The 16,075-nt window shown below is 46.4% G+C and carries 16 protein-coding genes; all 16 read right to left on the reverse strand.

Annotation, left to right across the window (positions count from 1 at the left end; genetic code table 11):
* Positions 1-8: 8 nt before the first annotated feature.
* The 16 genes from FS818_RS12260 to mraY all read right to left on the reverse strand — a co-directional run bounded on the left by FS818_RS12260 (position 9) and on the right by mraY (position 16,071).
* Entirely contained in the window at positions 9-272 is a 264-nt protein-coding gene (locus FS818_RS12260) for a YggT family protein (RefSeq protein ID WP_090923796.1), read from the reverse strand.
* Between the two features lie 16 nt (positions 273-288).
* Entirely contained in the window at positions 289-756 is a 468-nt protein-coding gene (locus FS818_RS12265) for a cell division protein SepF (RefSeq protein WP_090923746.1), read from the reverse strand.
* Positions 747-1,448 (reverse strand): YggS family pyridoxal phosphate-dependent enzyme, encoded by a 702-nt coding sequence (locus FS818_RS12270; protein WP_145332037.1) that lies wholly within the window; start codon positions 1,446-1,448, stop codon positions 747-749. Before FS818_RS12270 ends, FS818_RS12265 begins: the two co-directional genes overlap by 10 nt.
* A 5-nt stretch (positions 1,449-1,453) precedes the next feature.
* A complete protein-coding gene (gene pgeF / locus FS818_RS12275) occupies positions 1,454-2,353 on the reverse strand; it encodes a peptidoglycan editing factor PgeF (protein ID WP_145332039.1) in 900 nt (299 codons plus the stop codon).
* Positions 2,354-2,407: 54 nt separating this feature from the next.
* A complete protein-coding gene (locus FS818_RS12280; protein WP_260984660.1) occupies positions 2,408-2,800 on the reverse strand; it encodes a YlmC/YmxH family sporulation protein in 393 nt (130 codons plus the stop codon).
* A 218-nt stretch (positions 2,801-3,018) separates the two neighbouring features.
* Positions 3,019-3,801, reverse strand: coding sequence for an RNA polymerase sporulation sigma factor SigG (gene sigG, locus FS818_RS12285; RefSeq protein WP_063566979.1), 783 nt, complete (start codon positions 3,799-3,801; stop codon positions 3,019-3,021).
* 111 nt (positions 3,802-3,912) lie between these two features.
* Complete coding sequence (sigE, locus tag FS818_RS12290) at positions 3,913-4,635, reverse strand: RNA polymerase sporulation sigma factor SigE (RefSeq protein WP_090923750.1); 723 nt, start codon at positions 4,633-4,635, stop codon at positions 3,913-3,915.
* 11 nt (positions 4,636-4,646) lie between these two features.
* Positions 4,647-5,627, reverse strand: coding sequence for a sigma-E processing peptidase SpoIIGA (gene spoIIGA, locus FS818_RS12295; RefSeq protein ID WP_145332875.1), 981 nt, complete (start codon positions 5,625-5,627; stop codon positions 4,647-4,649).
* Positions 5,628-6,056: 429 nt separating this feature from the next.
* Entirely contained in the window at positions 6,057-7,166 is a 1,110-nt protein-coding gene (gene ftsZ / locus FS818_RS12300) for a cell division protein FtsZ (protein WP_145332040.1), read from the reverse strand.
* Between the two features lie 150 nt (positions 7,167-7,316).
* Positions 7,317-8,594, reverse strand: coding sequence for a cell division protein FtsA (gene ftsA / locus FS818_RS12305; protein WP_145332042.1), 1,278 nt, complete (start codon positions 8,592-8,594; stop codon positions 7,317-7,319).
* 295 nt (positions 8,595-8,889) lie between these two features.
* The gene (locus FS818_RS12310) at positions 8,890-9,657 is read right to left on the reverse strand and encodes a cell division protein FtsQ/DivIB (protein WP_145332044.1); all 768 of its coding nucleotides are present in this window, start codon (positions 9,655-9,657) and stop codon (positions 8,890-8,892) included.
* Between the two features lie 59 nt (positions 9,658-9,716).
* Entirely contained in the window at positions 9,717-11,042 is a 1,326-nt protein-coding gene (murA, locus tag FS818_RS12315) for a UDP-N-acetylglucosamine 1-carboxyvinyltransferase (RefSeq protein ID WP_260984677.1), read from the reverse strand.
* Between the two features lie 371 nt (positions 11,043-11,413).
* Complete coding sequence (murG, locus tag FS818_RS12320; protein ID WP_145332046.1) at positions 11,414-12,523, reverse strand: undecaprenyldiphospho-muramoylpentapeptide beta-N-acetylglucosaminyltransferase; 1,110 nt, start codon at positions 12,521-12,523, stop codon at positions 11,414-11,416.
* Positions 12,524-12,531: 8 nt separating this feature from the next.
* Positions 12,532-13,629, reverse strand: a complete 1,098-nt coding sequence (spoVE, locus tag FS818_RS12325) for a stage V sporulation protein E (protein ID WP_145332048.1) — start codon at positions 13,627-13,629, stop codon at positions 12,532-12,534.
* A gap of 48 nt (positions 13,630-13,677) precedes the next feature.
* On the reverse strand, positions 13,678-15,099 hold the full coding sequence (gene murD, locus FS818_RS12330; RefSeq protein ID WP_145332050.1) for a UDP-N-acetylmuramoyl-L-alanine--D-glutamate ligase: 1,422 nt from the start codon (positions 15,097-15,099) through the stop codon (positions 13,678-13,680).
* A gap of 3 nt (positions 15,100-15,102) precedes the next feature.
* Positions 15,103-16,071, reverse strand: a complete 969-nt coding sequence (gene mraY, locus FS818_RS12335; protein ID WP_145332052.1) for a phospho-N-acetylmuramoyl-pentapeptide-transferase — start codon at positions 16,069-16,071, stop codon at positions 15,103-15,105.
* Positions 16,072-16,075 lie beyond the last annotated feature (4 nt).

The raw sequence follows: 16,075 nt of genomic DNA on the forward strand, positions 1-16,075 counted from the left end.
ACCCTAACTTAAAATGTCAAATACTGAACTATAGAGAGTAACCCAACCAGCGCCAGTCGAAGAACAAGCAACGCCACAATCGGGGAAATATCCAGCACACCGAACAGAGGCGGAATAAACCGGCGGAAAGGACTTAAGTAAGGCTCTACAAATTTGCCTAACAATTCACCGATGAAGCTCTCCCGTGCATTGGGAAGCCATGACATCAATATGTAGACAATAACCATGTAAAAATAAATCTGGTATAGCGTACCCAATATCCCTTCAATCATCTGATACAAAAAAGGCTCACCTCATTCTGTTATAATCTTGCTCGCTGTCAGCCAGTATCTCCGTAATGGTTCCCTGAATTTCAACCGTATCTGGCGTACAGAGAAAAATGTTGCCGCCAATTTTAGATATACCGCCGCCTAATGCATATACCGTACCGCTTAGAAAATCAATCACACGTAAAGCCTGGTCCTGACGGATTCGCTGCAGATTCACAACAACGGTACGATGCGACCGCAGATGGTCGGCAATCTCCTGTGCTTCGTCATAAGAACGAGGCTCATAAAGGACAACTTTTACATTTTTCTGGGAATGAATGCTAACCACATTATTACCCCTTTGGTTTCTACGTTTATCAAGTGCAGAGGTTTCATTTTCCTGCTGTTCAGGCTCGTGTTCTTCCTGTGCAGCAAGGCGCTCACGCTCTACAATTTCTTCTTCTTCCTGAAGTCCCAGGAAATTCATGAATTTATTCATTACGCCCATCGTGTTCCCTCCTCTTTTCCTACGAGAATTGATCCAAGCCGTACCCAGGTTGCTCCTTCTTCAATGGCCACTTCGAAATCGTTGGACATACCCATGGACAATTCGGTAATGGGCTCTGCTGTCAATGCTTGTCCATTCAAATCATCTCTCAGTTCACGCAAACCTCGAAATACAGGACGCGTCAACTCTGGATCTTCCTCATGAGGCGCCATTGTCATCAGACCAATGACCTTAAGGTTGTTGAACGATTGAATATCCTTCAGAAAAGAACTTGCCTGTTCAGGTTGCAGACCATACTTGCTTTCTTCACCTGAAATGTTCACCTGCATAAACGCGTTCACCTTAATTCCAAGTGAAGCAGCTTTTTTGTCCAGCTCTTTAGCAAGTGACAAACGATCCAGTGAATGGATGTACGCAAACTTGCCAATAACGTCTTTCACCTTGTTTGTCTGCAAATGACCAATAAAATGCCACGTGCCTTTCTGACCATAGGTTTCCCATTTCGCCTGTGCATCCTGCCAGCGATTTTCTCCAATATGCTCAAGACCATGATCCAACACAGCACCCGTCGTTTGCAATGAGACATATTTCGTGACCGCAATCACATTCACATCTTCAAAAGGGCGGTTACTGCGCTTACATGCATCTTCAATCTTCTGATTCACTTGTTGTATACGTTCCTCCAATGACACAGAGGTCACCTCTCTTCCAGCCCAATCCAGCTTGCCATTCTTCCCGTTACTCCATTTTCCTTACGATAGGAGAAAAATAGTTCGGGATGACAACTTGTACACCATGTTGTACATTCGATATGATCCGGCAATATTCCTGCTTTCATCATAATGTGTCGATTACATTCTTTCAAGTTTAACATCGTTTTTCCGTTCGCGACAGGTGTATATATGCGCTTTGAAGCAGAATGCTTGTATTCATCATTACCCTGAGGTTCATCCAGCCAAACCCGAACATGCTGCATAACAGCCTCATCCACTTCATAACAGCAATCCCCAATGGAGGGGCCAATAGCCGCTCGAATGTCCTCTCTCCGGCTTCCATACTCCCGCTCCATCGTTTCCACCATAGAGACGGCAATACCCGCCACAGTTCCTTTCCATCCGGCATGAGCAAGACCTACAGCCCGATTCACCGGATCATAGAAGTATAAGGGAACGCAGTCAGCATAAAACGAAGTCAGCAGTACTCCAGGCACGTTGGTCACCAGACCATCGGTATCCTGCAATGCGGATTGACGATCCAGCAGTCCTCTGCCTTTGTCTTTAGCTGTAATGACAGCCACCGCTTTACCGTGCACCTGTTCTCCACAAGTCCATGCTTCCAGCGGGAAAGCAAGCTTCTCCGTCATGAGACGGCGATTATGGAGCACTGCCTTCGCATCATCCCCAACGTGATACGCACAATTAAGGGTAGTGTAGGGTTCTTGACCAACGCCGCCATGTCTGGTTGTAAATCCGACCGTTAACCGCTTAAACAACTGTTTCCAAGGTTCAATATATAATAACAGCGGATCTTGATCACCATAATACGTTTTCTCTTCTATATCCTTTATGACATCTTTGTCCAATACAAAAGGTTCCATTCCTCATCACCTCACAACTTCCAGTTTACCAAATGCGGATGCATTCTGTCTCGTTTATATCGTTCTTCGTTGGCTCCGATCCAGCCGTTCCAATCGCTCCCTGCGCTCCGTGCGGCCTTGTTGCTGCTCATCATATAACCGAGCTTCCCGCTCACGCTCATCATAAGCCTGTTCCTTCACTTCATCCATTTTAACCAAAATGACATCCGAGCCAATCTTTACGATATTTCTCCAAGGTATAATCAGATCTGTCCCTCCTCCAAACAATCCCATAAAACGGCTATATCCTGGAACAACGATGGCTTCAATTCGCCCCTGCTTAAGATCCAGTTCCAGGTCACTGATCTGGCCAAGACGTTTGCCATCCGTAATATTTATGACATCCTTTGTTTGAAAATCGGAGATCTTCATGCCTCGTGACGTTGACTCATTCGTGTTCACTCTCATTCTACCCGCCCCCTGTTTAGAGCTCATCTGCCCGTTCAGCATGCCTCTATACCAATATATGTTCTGTAGGCGAAAAATGTCCTGTTTTTCGCTTGTTTATTACAACAGCCAACTCGGGCAGCACTACACTGGAATAGGATGCTTCCCTTTTTTTTGCACAAAAAAGACGATCAATGGAATGATTCTCCGACTGATCGCCTTTCTTGTTTAATGTCATCCTACGACTTCACATGTTTCTGCATCTGCTGTATAGCTGATTTCTCCAGACGTGAAACCTGAGCCTGAGATATCCCGATTTCATCTGCAACTTCCATCTGGGTTTTCCCTTCAAAAAAGCGCATCGACAAAATCATCTTTTCCCGTTGACCGAGACGGTGCATCGCTTCCCGCAATGCAATCTCCTCAATCCAGGACACATCCTTGTTTTTGTCATCACTGATCTGATCCATCACATAAATCGGGTCACCCCCATCGTGATAAATCGGCTCAAACAGAGATACCGGATCTTGAATGGCATCCAGTGCAAAAACGACATCTTCCTTCGGCACATTCAGTACCTCCGAAATTTCAAATATCGTCGGTTCGCGTGAATTTTTATTCGTCAGGCTGTCACGAACCTGAAGCGCCTTATAGGCAATATCCCGTAAAGAGCGGGATACACGAATCGGATTATTGTCACGCAGATACCTGCGAATCTCACCGATAATCATCGGTACTGCATAGGTCGAAAATTTGACATTCTGGGATAAATCAAAATTATCAATGGCTTTCATCAGGCCGATACATCCAACCTGGAACAGATCATCGACAAACTCCCCCCGATTGTTAAAACGCTGAATGACACTGAGTACCAGACGCAGATTGCCATTCACCAATTTCTCTCTTGCTGAGCGATCATGGTGCTGCTGAAGGGAATGAAATAATTCCCGCATTTCAATATTGGTGAGAACAGGCAACTTTGCGGTGTCCACGCCACAAATCTCGACTTTGTTTCGGGTCATCGTGATTTACCTCCCAAGGAGAAACATTAATGTACATTATCTCCGGGGCAGGCTTTTTTATTCGTCGTTGGCACCCTTGCCAGTAATACCCATTCTTCTTTTCACACTGGATCAGACCATTTTGTTGAACTCTTTTCGAAGCCTCTTAATGATTCTTTTTTCAAGCCTTGAGATATAGGATTGGGAGATTCCAAGCAGATCTGCCACATCTTTTTGCGTCTTTTCCTCACCATCCGTCAAGCCAAAACGAAGCTCCATAATCATTCGCTCACGATCGGTCAGTTTTTCCAGCGCCTTATGCAGTAACTTGCGATCTACTTGTTCCTCAATATTTCGATAGATTGTATCGTTCTCTGTACCGAGTACATCAGATAATAAAAGCTCATTTCCATCCCAGTCAATGTTCAGTGGTTCATCAAAAGAAACTTCAGTACGAATTTTACTGTTACGCCGTAAATACATCAAAATTTCATTTTCGATACAACGCGAAGCATAAGTCGCGAGTTTTATTTTCTTTTCCGGATCAAATGTATTTACAGCTTTGATTAGTCCAATTGCACCTATAGATACGAGATCCTCGATGTTAATACCTGTGTTCTCGAACTTACGTGCGATGTATACCACCAGACGCAGGTTACGCTCAATTAACATGGCACGGATCGCCGAATCTCCTGAAGATAACTTCTGTAGCAAGTACTCTTCTTCTTCCCGTGTCAATGGAGGTGGTAGTGCCTCACTTCCCCCAATGTAATAGATCTCTTCACTTTTCAACCCAAACAGGAATAACAGACGATAATATTGTAGCTGGGCAACCAATTTCCATTTCACAAGCATGTAGGTTCCTCCTATACCACATTCAGCGGCTTTTCTGTGGGTTCTGCGGATTGAGCCTTAGACTGCGCAGAAGCAGCTTCTTGCACCAGTTCAGGATGAATCACGGCCTGATATTTCCCATCCGAAGACAAAACGCCCCCATCCAGTCCAATCAGAACTTTTGTCGTCACATAATCTGTTCCGTCCATCGTCACTTTAACCCGATCAGGCTTGACCGCCATCATAAATGCTGTTCCTTTATTAATCCCCCGATAAGGAACCAAGCGCAGACGGTCCTGCCAACGAAAATGTTTCTGATCCAGCTCCATAATGAGGTTTTCCGGTGATTCGTGTTTCAATCTACTGTTCCATGAATCAGGCAACATCGTTTGCCACAATGAAACCTCCATAACCATCACCGGCATCCGTGACAAAGGGTCCGTAAGCTGATTCCCTGTATCCAGAAGGCCTGTACAAGACACAACAACCTCATCAATGCAAACCTCGACTTGACCAAGGTAAGTGGTCATGCGATCTGATTTACGTTTGGCTCCTTGCACAATTTTGAATAAAATGAGTACCGCGAAGAATACAATGAAAATGAACCAGAACGCAATCTTCAGATCAAACGACATGCCGCCAGATGCTGTGAACCAGATGCCATTGAACAGTTCTCCCGAACTCTGAAGCATATAATGCACACCCAGAATGCCTCCAGCCGCCACGAAATTAATGACGTAAAATGTACCTAGCGTCCTTAGAAAAGCTTGCAGTCCCTTATATCCAAACGCGATACTCAACATCACAAGAGAAAAACCAAACTTGATCAAAAACGTAAACAGGAAATCAAACTGTGGTACAAACATCATCACAACGTATAACGCCCCGACGATGGCCGATAACAGCCATCTCCACCAGACCAGCTTCGTTTGGCGCATCCAGGCCGTCAGTCCGATGAGCGCTCCATCCATGCATAGATTTGTTAGAAAGATCAGATCGACATACACAACCATGCTTTTCACCTGCTTGGCATCGAACCTATCGAAATGAAAGGTTACAACGAATCCCACATGCTTTTAGATTGAATCGATCTCACGTGGCTTTGATTAAAACAATCATACATGCTTTGGATTGCATCGACCCAAATCCTTCGGATTGATTCGACCTAAGTGCTTCGGATTGTTTCGTCTTAAGTGCTTCGGATTGTTTCGACTTAAGTGCTTCATCCTCTCGATATTCATGAGCATATTCCCAAGTATACGTACCCTCCTGTTCAAAGTCTGTCTAAATGTGGGAGCTTGTCTTCAACTATTTTTGTCGGAATGACGCAGCCGAGTTGTTCAGAATTTGTTCATTCCTGTATGTTAAGCTATATAAAAAACAGCAAAAAACCCGGTAGCTGCAAAAGCAACACCGGGTTTTCCAAGTATAATACTGCCTGATTATTCGTTGTTATTGTTGCGGGAACGATTACGTAAAAATGTCGGAATGTCCAACTGATCATTGCTTGGCTGATTTCCGAATGGACGAAGATTCGGTGAACGTGTCTCTGCCGACTCTGATGCTGTAGCAGGTTTGCGTGCCGGTGGAGCAGAAGGTTTATCCTCAAATCCAGTGGCGATGACCGTAACCTTAATCTCCTCTTTCAGATCTTCATCAATAATCGCACCAAAGATCATATTCACTTCCGGATCGGAAGCCGACGTTACGATCTCTGCTGCTTCATTCACTTCATACAGGGACAGATTAACGCCACCTGTAATGTTCATGATTACGCCGCGTGCGCCTTCAATGGAAGTTTCAAGCAAAGGACTCATGATGGCTTTGCGTGCTGCTTCAGCCGCACGGTTCTCACCCGTCGATTCGCCGATCCCCATAAGCGCAGATCCACGCTCATGCATGATCGTTTTGACATCTGCAAAGTCAAGGTTGATCAAACCGGGTACTGCGATCAAATCGGAGATACCCTGTACCGCTTGACGCAATACATTATCCGCTTGACGGAATGCTTCCAGCATCGGCGTCTTTTTATCTACGATCTCAAGCAAACGGTCATTCGGGATCACGATCAATGTATCCACTTTTTCCTTAAGTGCTTCAATGCCTTGTTCTGCATGGCTGGAACGCTTGCGGCCTTCAAAAGTGAAGGGGCGCGTCACTACACCCACAGTAAGGGCACCGCACTCTTTGGCAATTTCAGCGATCACAGGAGCTGCACCTGTACCCGTACCACCGCCCATACCGGCTGTAACAAAGACCATGTCTGCACCTTTCAACGTATTCATGATCAGGTCACGGGACTCTTCAGCTGCTTTTTTACCTACATCCGGATTGGCACCTGCACCAAGACCACGAGTTAATTTATCACCGATTTGCAATTTATGCTCGGATTTGGCCAGGTGTAATGCCTGGGCATCCGTGTTCACCGTAATAAATTCAACACCTTGTACACCATTTTCAATCATTCGGTTTACAGCGTTGCTTCCGCCGCCGCCTACCCCGATGACTTTAATCTGAGCCAAGCTCTCCATCTCAAAATCAAATTCCAACATATTATTCCATCTCCCCCTCAATGTGCATGGATGGCCCGTCCAATTTTTGATTTGAACCGAATCAATTTCATATATCGACGAACGAAAGCGTTTATTTTAGTACCAGCGCATTCAGACGGCTTCAAGAATGTATGAAATGGATCCAACCTGTTATATAAATTCACTGAACATATTCTTCAGTCGTTCGAACAGACCGGGTTTTTGCTCCGATTCCTGTGCCGTATTTGGCTTCGGACGGTTCGTCGGTTTCTTGCTATTAGTGTTGTTGTTGTTACCGCCATTGCTACTCGAGGGCCTGATACGCAAACTGCGAATAACATTGTGTAAAATACCAACGCCGCTCGTATATCCAGGATCACGCACACCAATGTAATCCGGAACGGCAACACGGACCGAAGCAGCAAGTTCATGCTGTGCCACTTGCAGAACACCAGGCATAGAGACCGTACCTCCCGTTAGTATATAACCGCCAGGAAGCTCGTTGTAACCAAGGCGTTTGACCTCCGTTCCGATCATCTGGAATATCTCCTGAACCCTAGGCTCAATAATAGCCGCCAGATCTTCCTGAGAAAACTCCTTGTCCACGTTGCTACCGATGCGCGTCACTTTGAACATCACATCTGCGGCAGCATCATCAAGCCAGGCACAACCATATTTCAACTTCACTTTCTCCGCCTGATCCGTCAAAGTACGCAAACCATAAGCAATATCATTGGTTACAAATTCCCCGCCGATTGGCAGTGTTGAAGTCGCAACCAGACTATCCTCTTCAAAAATAGCAATGGTTGTTGCTCCTGCTCCGATATCCACGAGCACAGAGCCCATCGTTTTCTCATCCTTGGACAGGGCGAGTTGACCTGCTCCGAGTGACATGAGGACCAGGTCGCTCACTTTTAATCCCGCTTTTTCCACGCAGCGCAACAGATTATGTATCGCGGTTTTAGCACCCGTAATGATGGTTGCTTCAACTTCCAGGCGAACACCAATCATACCACGCGGGTCTTGTATGCCTTCCAAGCCGTCTACAACATATTGCTTGGCGACAACATCAATAATTTCCCGTTCGGGCGGAACCGCAATGACTTCGGCTGCTTTCAACACCCGCTCCATGTCTTCTTCTCCGATCTCACGATCCTCGTTCGATACTGCCACCACACCGTGACTGCTCATCAGTCCAATGTGATTGCCCGAGATTCCAACATATACTTCGGATATTTGAATACCTACCATACGTTCTGCATGATCGACTGCATTGCGAATCGACTGCACCGTCTGATCGATATCTACGATTACACCTTTGCGAATTCCTTCCGAGTCGGCAGATCCAACTCCAATAATATTAAAGGTTCCATTATTAATTTCCCCAATAATAGCGCGAATTTTGGATGTACCGATGTCCAAACTAACAATGATGTCATTGTTGCTCAAGTCTGTGGCACCTCCTGACTCCAATAGTAAAATACGTTCGGGTTCAAACACTCATTAAAACATATTCAACACAGTTTAGGCTTTCCCTCTTTTTTCTACAATTTTTTTGGGTGCCAAGTTCTGGATGTGAAACATAAAACCTTGAAGAAAAAAGAAGGAGGCAACTCATGTGCCGTAAGTTCAAGTGTACCATTTTTTCTTCATCTCAGAAAGAACAAGTTTCACACATAAACCGGTGCTAAAGCCCGATCCTGTCTAGACTTTCACGCAAAAAACCGCTAATCAGCAACATGCGTCATTGCCCTGCTCCCGGCTCGGCGTCATCCTCAGGATTATCCGGTATAAACGGGACATACGTATCAGCCTCAAGCATCGTAATTTTACCAGGTCGTTCGGTCTCGATCACCTGATTCAAATACTCCACTTTATCCGTTAACAGCGATATCGTTGTAATCACTTCAAACTGTGACTTGGTGTACATGCGAATCTGATCCGGAAAAGAAGGTGTCGGATTCGGAATAATTTCGGATATGTCCGTTGTCAGTTCATTTGGAATTTGAGCCAGCGCCTCACTAAGCTTTGCTTTGAGCGGATCATTGGGTTTCCATTGTGTCAGAATCGGCTTCTCTACAGCAACACCGATCGTTGGCGGAACACTCAGGCTTGTCCCGTTAGACAATATGGCTTTAAGCGCCCCGGTTGTGTCCAGTTCATAAGCGACTGTGGGAAACTCCTGAACCTTGATATGAATCGTACCCGGAAATTGCTTTTCCACAGTAACTGTTGAGACAGCTTTAATCGTTTTAAGACGTTCTATGATTTCAGTAGCACTTGTTCCAAAAAACTGGTCGCCTTCCCTCAAACCACTCTTTTCAAGTAAATCCGCAGTGGCCGTGTATACATTACCCGTAATTTCGATCGCTGATATGCGGCTTACAGAAGAACGAAAGAATAATACAGCCAGCAATACAATAAATAATAATAACAGGATAATTACAATCTTACGGCTTGTGTTTCCTTTTGGGCGATTCTCCTTGAGAACCGGAATTTGACTTTTAGGCATAATAACGCTCCACAAAGCCTCAGGCCCCCTCCTCTTCCAAGAAGGGGACGCCAAGGACGTTAATTGGCAAAATCCAACTGTTTCGAAACAGTCGACTGTCTCTCCACTGAGGCTCCAAGACTCTGGAATAACTTTTCGATCTGATCATATCCCCTGTCAATGTGATGCACTTGCTCCACAATGGTTTTACCTTGAGCCGCCAGACCTGCAATAACTAAAGCTGCACCCGCACGAAGATCTGTTGCCTCTACAGTAGCCCCATATAGTCTCGGAACTCCACGTATAAAAGCTGCATTCAGGTCAACGGAAATATCCGCTCCCATGACATTCAGTTCATCCACGTGTTTAAATCTTCCTTCGAACACGGTTTCCTTCATCACACTGAATCCATCTGCCAAACTGAGTAGCACCATGATCTGTGATTGAAGATCCGTTGGAAACGATGGATATGGGGAAGTCACTATACGATCCACTGATTTTGCGCGGGTCATACAACTCACAGTCATTATATCATTGCATACTGTGATTTGAACACCAGTGCGCTTTAACACATGTATAAGCGAAGTAAGATGTGCCGGATTGCAGTGCGTAAGCGTAACATTGCCTCGGGTTGCAGCAGCAGCAATCATAACGGTTCCAGCGACAATCCGGTCAGGTATGATTTCATAGGTACAAGGTTGCAACTTCTCAACACCATTTATTGTGATTGTATCCGTGCCGGCACCCATAATTCGTGCCCCCATCGCATTCAGAAAATGCTGCAAATCCTGAATTTCAGGCTCTCTCGCTGCGTTGAAAATTGTCGTTGTTCCTTCTGCAAGTACAGCAGCCATCATGATGTTTTCAGTGGCTCCAACACTCGGAAAATCCAGATGAATATCCGCACCTGTCAGATTAGCTCCATGACAGATAATTTGCTGATCTTGTTCTTCAATCTGTGCTCCGAGTGCTTCCAGCCCCCGGAGATGAAGATCAATTTTACGTTCTCCGATCGCACAGCCACCGGGCTGATATACAGATACTCTTCCAAACCTCGCAAGCAATGGCCCCATCAGAAAAATGGAAGACCGCATTTGCTTCATAAGATCCTCTGGCACATCATGTGACCGGACGAGCGACGTATTGATCGTCACTGTTCCCTGCTCATGCCGACATGTGCATCCAAGTCGTTCCAGGATATACAGCATTACTTCGATGTCCAGCAAGTGTGGAACGTTGTGCAGCGTAATTTCTCCGTCTGCGAGCAAACTTGCGGCCATAATCGGTAAAGCGGCATTTTTTGCTCCATGGATGCGTATGGATCCTGATAGGGGTCTCCCACCTTCAATCACCAATTTGTCCAATGTATCACCTCCGGGGTTTACGCTCACCCACTGCGATAACATACGGTACCCGGTGGATACCGCCATGAGATGATATAGTGCTCTGAATAGACTGTATAAGGGTGATGACGTCCTCTGCTGTCGCTTGGCCTGATTGAACAATGATATGGATATCCATTGCTCCCAGTCAATTTCAGCGAATTGAATTATCCGTGACACATCCGATCCATAAGGCTCCGCAATCCATCCCTCGGTTCGACCAGTCATTACCAGCAATGCCGTGTGGGTAACTCACGGTCTTCACCCTAGTTGCACCTTTGCCGATATGATGCTGTACTACGGTATCATGGAACGATTGTCACGATTTATACCGTATCTTATGTCAGTCCCGTCTGGTGTGTGACAATCGCCCATGAATGCCTCCATACACCCTATTATCGTTTTGCAACAAGACGCTTGATTTCGTTTACAAGCACTTTTGCCGCATCTGGTTTACCTAATTTTCGAGAAGCCTCTGCCATCTGCTTACGCCCTGATTCGTCATTCATAATGCCTGCGATTGCTTCATACAGGCCCTTGCCTGTAAGCTCTCTCTCCAGCATCGTGAGTGAGGCTCCTCCTTTTTCAAGGGTACGCGCGTTGGCCTCCTGATGATTGTTGGTTACGTTTGGTGATGGAATCAGAATCGATGGAATGCCAAGAGATGTAATCTCCGCAAGGAACGAGGCTCCTGCGCGGTTCACAATCAAAGAGGTACAAGCGAGTACTTCAGGCATGTTATGTACATATGGAAGTACATGCAGATGATTAGGCATCGTTCCCAAAGAACTACGGATCGCTTCACGGGTTTCATCAAAATAGGTCTCGCCTGTAACGTAAACGACATGTACATCATCCAGCTTTTCCAGCATTGGTGCCATTTCAATCATCGCCTGATTAATCGCTTTAGCCCCACGGCTACCTCCAACGACAAGCACAACACGGCTGTCCATCGGAACACCCAATGTAGCGAATCCACGATCCCGACTGGCTTGAGCTACCGTTGTCGCTCGAGGGTTACCTGTGTAGATTACTTTTTTAGCTCCAGAGAATGATTTTTCAGATCCTTCAAAACTGACAGCAACCGTATCTACATAACGCATAAGGAACTTGTTCGTCAGGCCTGGAATCGCATTTTGTTCATGAATCACGCTTGGGATTCCCAGCTTGGCCGCCGCATATACAACAGGCCCGCAGACATAACCACCTGTACCGATAACAACGTCCGGCTTGAATTCTTTCAGCATTTTTTTGGATTTCCTTACCCCTTGAACGAATCGCATGATCGTTTTCACATTTTCAAAGGATAACTTACGCCGAAAGCCGGTAATGTCAATCGATTTAAAAGGAATATCTTCCTGAGGAACCAGCTTACTTTCAAGTCCTCGTGTACCGCCAATGTATAAAAACGTTGAGTCGGCATTTTCCGCCTCACATTGTCTTGCTATGGCTACGGCCGGATAGATATGCCCACCCGTACCGCCACCACTAAGAACGACTCGCATCGTATAAGTCACCTCGCATAACGGGATAAATTCAATAATATGCCCAGTGCGGTGAGCATGAGTGTCAGTGATGAACCTCCATAACTGATCAGCGGCAATGTAATTCCTGTGACAGGCATGAGTCCAATGACTACACCGATATTAATAATGACCTGCACAGCAACCATACCGATAATCCCCACAGCTAGCAGGCTGCCAAAGGAGTCTGGAACCGTCATTGCTACACGCATTCCTCTCCACACCAGCACGAGAAACAATAATAATACAATCATTCCACCAATAAAACCGAGTTCTTCCGCCAAAATACTAAATATAAAGTCCGTCTGCGGCTCAGGCACGTAACTGTACTTCTGCCTACTCATCCCTAGCCCGAGACCAGCCAGTCCACCTGGACCGATCGCATAGAGCGATTGAATGATCTGATAACCTGCACCTAGCGGATCAGACCACGGATCAAGAAAAGCTGTAATCCGTTGCAACCGATAAGGTGCCGCCGCAACAAGCGCCGCGAATCCTGCAACTCCACCAAGCGCAAGCAGTGCTAGATGTTTCATTCGTGCTCCGGTTGTGAAAATGATAAGCATGGATGCCCCCATCATCACCGTGCCTGTACCTAAATCGGGCTGCAACATAATTATGGCAAAAGCAAGCCCCATCAGCCCAAGCGGAGGCAACAGCCCCGTTGTAAAAGTTTTAATTTTACCGGGATCTTTGCTCAGCCAATGAGCCAAAAACAAAATCATACCCAGTTTCATGAACTCGGAGGGCTGGATACCGAAAGAACCAATTCCCAGCCAGCTACGTGCACCGCCGCGAACGACACCGATTCCCGGAATTAATACAGCAATGAGCATAATAAAACAGATAATTAAAATCGGTTTGGCATACTTTCGCCATACCCTATAATCCACATTCGCTGTCACAAACATGGCTACTAGCCCAAGCACGGCGAATAAAATCTGCCTTTTCACAAAATAAAATGAATCGCCATAGTTTCGGAACGCAAGTACTGAGCCTGCGCTATACACCATAATGATGCCGATGGCAAGCAGAGCCAAAATACAAATCAGGAGCCAAATATCCGGCGCCGGTCGCGTCTGTTTCATCAGGAGGCCACCCCTTGCATGGAAGTAGGGGCTTTTCCACCCCCCTACTTACAAGTTATGCGCCGCCTCTTTAAAAATGCGTCCCCGTTCTTCATAAGAGGCAAACATGTCCCAGCTTGCACACGCAGGGGATAACAAAACAACATCCCCTGGTTCAGCCAGACTTGCTGCTTCCTGAACGGCAACCGTCAACGTACGGGCAGCGTCCTCCTCATTATCGACGACCTTAATATGCTTTAGTCCCGCCAGTTCTGCGACTTTAGCAATTTTAGCACGGTTTTCACCAAGAACCACCAGTGCTTTGACACGCTCCTCCAAAACCGGCAACAGTTCCATCATATCCGAACCACGGTCTAGTCCGCCTGCAATCAATACAACAGGTTCCTTAAAGGAATTCAGTGCCATGACCGTCGCTTTGGAATTGGTAGCTTTCGAATTGTTGTAATAAACTGAGCCATTATGCTTGAGCACATACTCCAGTCGATGTTCAACACCTCTGAAATCAGCTAGCGGAGTAGCCAGCTGAGACGTGTCAGCACCCGCTGCGATTGCAATAGCTACTGCAGCCAGCGCATTGCCCACATTAAAACGTCCAGGTATACCAATTTCCTCCACATCGATGATTACCGCTCGATGGCCTGCACCATCCGAATAGATCACCTGACGCTTTACATCATCCTCTTCTCCGTCGACATAAGGCGGATCTACATACACGCCTGTTTCCAGGTTTTCCGTCAACGAGAATGGAATTAACCTCGCCTTGATATAAGGAATGAGCTCACGACATACCGCATCATCCCAATTGAGAACAGCAACGTCATCTGGCTGCTGATTGGCAAACAGCTTTGCCTTGGAAGCCACGTAATCTTCCATGCCCCCATGATAATCCAGATGGGTCTCTGCCACGTTCAGAAGCGCAGCGATACGCGGACGAAACTCTACCGTGCCTTTGAGCTGGAAACTGCTTAGTTCGACCACCATCCAGTTATCAGGGGTAGCCTGCTCTGCAGCTTCACAGAGAGGGGTTCCAATATTACCAGCAACAATGGGATTCAAGCCTGCTTGTTCCAGCATATTTCCTACCCAAGTTGTGGTCGTTGTTTTTCCGTTAGAACCGGTAATACCGATCATAGGTGCCCCGCAAAGGTGATATGCTACCTCTACCTCGGTCACCACCTCAATCCCTAATTCAAGTGCTTGTTGCACAGGAGCAGCATGATACGGAATGCCGGGGTTTTTGACGACCAGCTTCACATCACTATGAATAAGGTCATCCGGATGGCCCCCGCATACAACAGAAATTCCCAAAGCCTCCAATTCGGAGGCTTCGGGACACTGTTCCCTGTCTTTTTTATCATTTACGATAACGTTAGCCCCTGCATGATGCAGCACCTTGGCAACTTGTACGCCGCTCTTCGCAAGTCCGAGCACGACGACTTGTTGTCCGCGATATGTTTCTGGATGATTCATCATTTACAACCCCTTGTTGAGATAAAGTCCAAGAGCGGCCAAAATAGCACCTACCGCCCAAAAGGTAATGACAACTCGCCATTCTGACCAGCCACTAAGCTCGAAATGATGGTGAATCGGGCTCATTTTAAATACACGTTTACCACGGGTTTTGAAGGATACTACCTGGATCACAACGGAAAGGACCTCGATTACGAAAATACCGCCGATGACCAAAAACAGGAGTTCCGTCTTCGTAACGATAGCAATTGCACCAATGGCACCGCCGATTCCAAGTGAACCCGTATCACCCATAAACACCTTGGCCGGATGCGCATTGTAAACCAGGAATCCGAGAACAGCCCCAATCATGGCGGCTGCACACACTGCGGCCGGCATCGACGTTGCCTGCATGGCTACAATAGCAAACGCGCCAAAAGCGATCGCACTGACACCGGAGAGAAGACCATCCAGACCATCCGTAAAATTAACCGCGTTGGTAATAGCCAGCATCATAAACACAACAAACGGATAATAAAACCATCCCGTCCAGTCAAACGAAACCGAAGTTCCCGGGATAGAAATCGCGGTACTATGTCCGTTTTGAATAAGCAAATAACACATGACGGCACTGAAAAACAGCTGGCCCAGCATTTTTTGTCTGGCAGTCAGTCCAAGCGAACGCTTGAAAACAATTTTGATATAGTCATCCAAGAAACCAATGAGACCAAATCCAAGCGTAGCGACAAGCAACACATAAAAGTCTGTGTTTTTGACCGCTGAGAATTTAAGAAACGCCAGCGTGAACGCAAGTAAAATAACGACTCCGCCCATCGTTGGTGTTCCGCTTTTTTTCAAATGGCTCTGAGGCCCGTCTTCCCTGACCTGCTGTCCGAACTTCATCCGCCGCAGGAGCGGAATAAGTAGCGGTGCGGCAATCACCGCCAAAATAAATGAAACGCCGATTGTTAACAGTAATACCTGAAAATCCATGGGT

This window comes from Paenibacillus xylanexedens, assembly GCF_007680605.1.
Lineage (GTDB): Bacteria > Bacillota > Bacilli > Paenibacillales > Paenibacillaceae > Paenibacillus > Paenibacillus xylanexedens_B.

Excerpts from the sequence above, each read along its gene's own strand:
- FS818_RS12260 (WP_090923796.1), bottom strand. The coding sequence starts at position 272 with ATGATTGAAGGGATATTGGGTACGCTATACCAGATTTATTTTTACATG.
- FS818_RS12265 (WP_090923746.1), bottom strand. The coding sequence starts at position 756 with ATGGGCGTAATGAATAAATTCATGAATTTCCTGGGACTTCAGGAAGAA.
- pgeF (WP_145332039.1), bottom strand. The coding sequence starts at position 2,353 with ATGGAACCTTTTGTATTGGACAAAGATGTCATAAAGGATATAGAAGAG.
- FS818_RS12280 (WP_260984660.1), bottom strand. The coding sequence starts at position 2,800 with ATGAGAGTGAACACGAATGAGTCAACGTCACGAGGCATGAAGATCTCC.
- sigG (WP_063566979.1), bottom strand. The coding sequence starts at position 3,801 with ATGACCCGAAACAAAGTCGAGATTTGTGGCGTGGACACCGCAAAGTTG.
- sigE (WP_090923750.1), bottom strand. The coding sequence starts at position 4,635 with ATGCTTGTGAAATGGAAATTGGTTGCCCAGCTACAATATTATCGTCTG.
- spoIIGA (WP_145332875.1), bottom strand. The coding sequence starts at position 5,627 with ATGGTTGTGTATGTCGATCTGATCTTTCTAACAAATCTATGCATGGAT.
- ftsZ (WP_145332040.1), bottom strand. The coding sequence starts at position 7,166 with ATGTTGGAATTTGATTTTGAGATGGAGAGCTTGGCTCAGATTAAAGTC.
- FS818_RS12310 (WP_145332044.1), bottom strand. The coding sequence starts at position 9,657 with ATGCCTAAAAGTCAAATTCCGGTTCTCAAGGAGAATCGCCCAAAAGGA.
- murA (WP_260984677.1), bottom strand. The coding sequence starts at position 11,042 with ATGTTATCGCAGTGGGTGAGCGTAAACCCCGGAGGTGATACATTGGAC.
- murG (WP_145332046.1), bottom strand. The coding sequence starts at position 12,523 with ATGCGAGTCGTTCTTAGTGGTGGCGGTACGGGTGGGCATATCTATCCG.
- spoVE (WP_145332048.1), bottom strand. The coding sequence starts at position 13,629 with ATGAAACAGACGCGACCGGCGCCGGATATTTGGCTCCTGATTTGTATT.
- murD (WP_145332050.1), bottom strand. The coding sequence starts at position 15,099 with ATGAATCATCCAGAAACATATCGCGGACAACAAGTCGTCGTGCTCGGA.
- mraY (WP_145332052.1), bottom strand. The coding sequence starts at position 16,071 with ATGGATTTTCAGGTATTACTGTTAACAATCGGCGTTTCATTTATTTTG.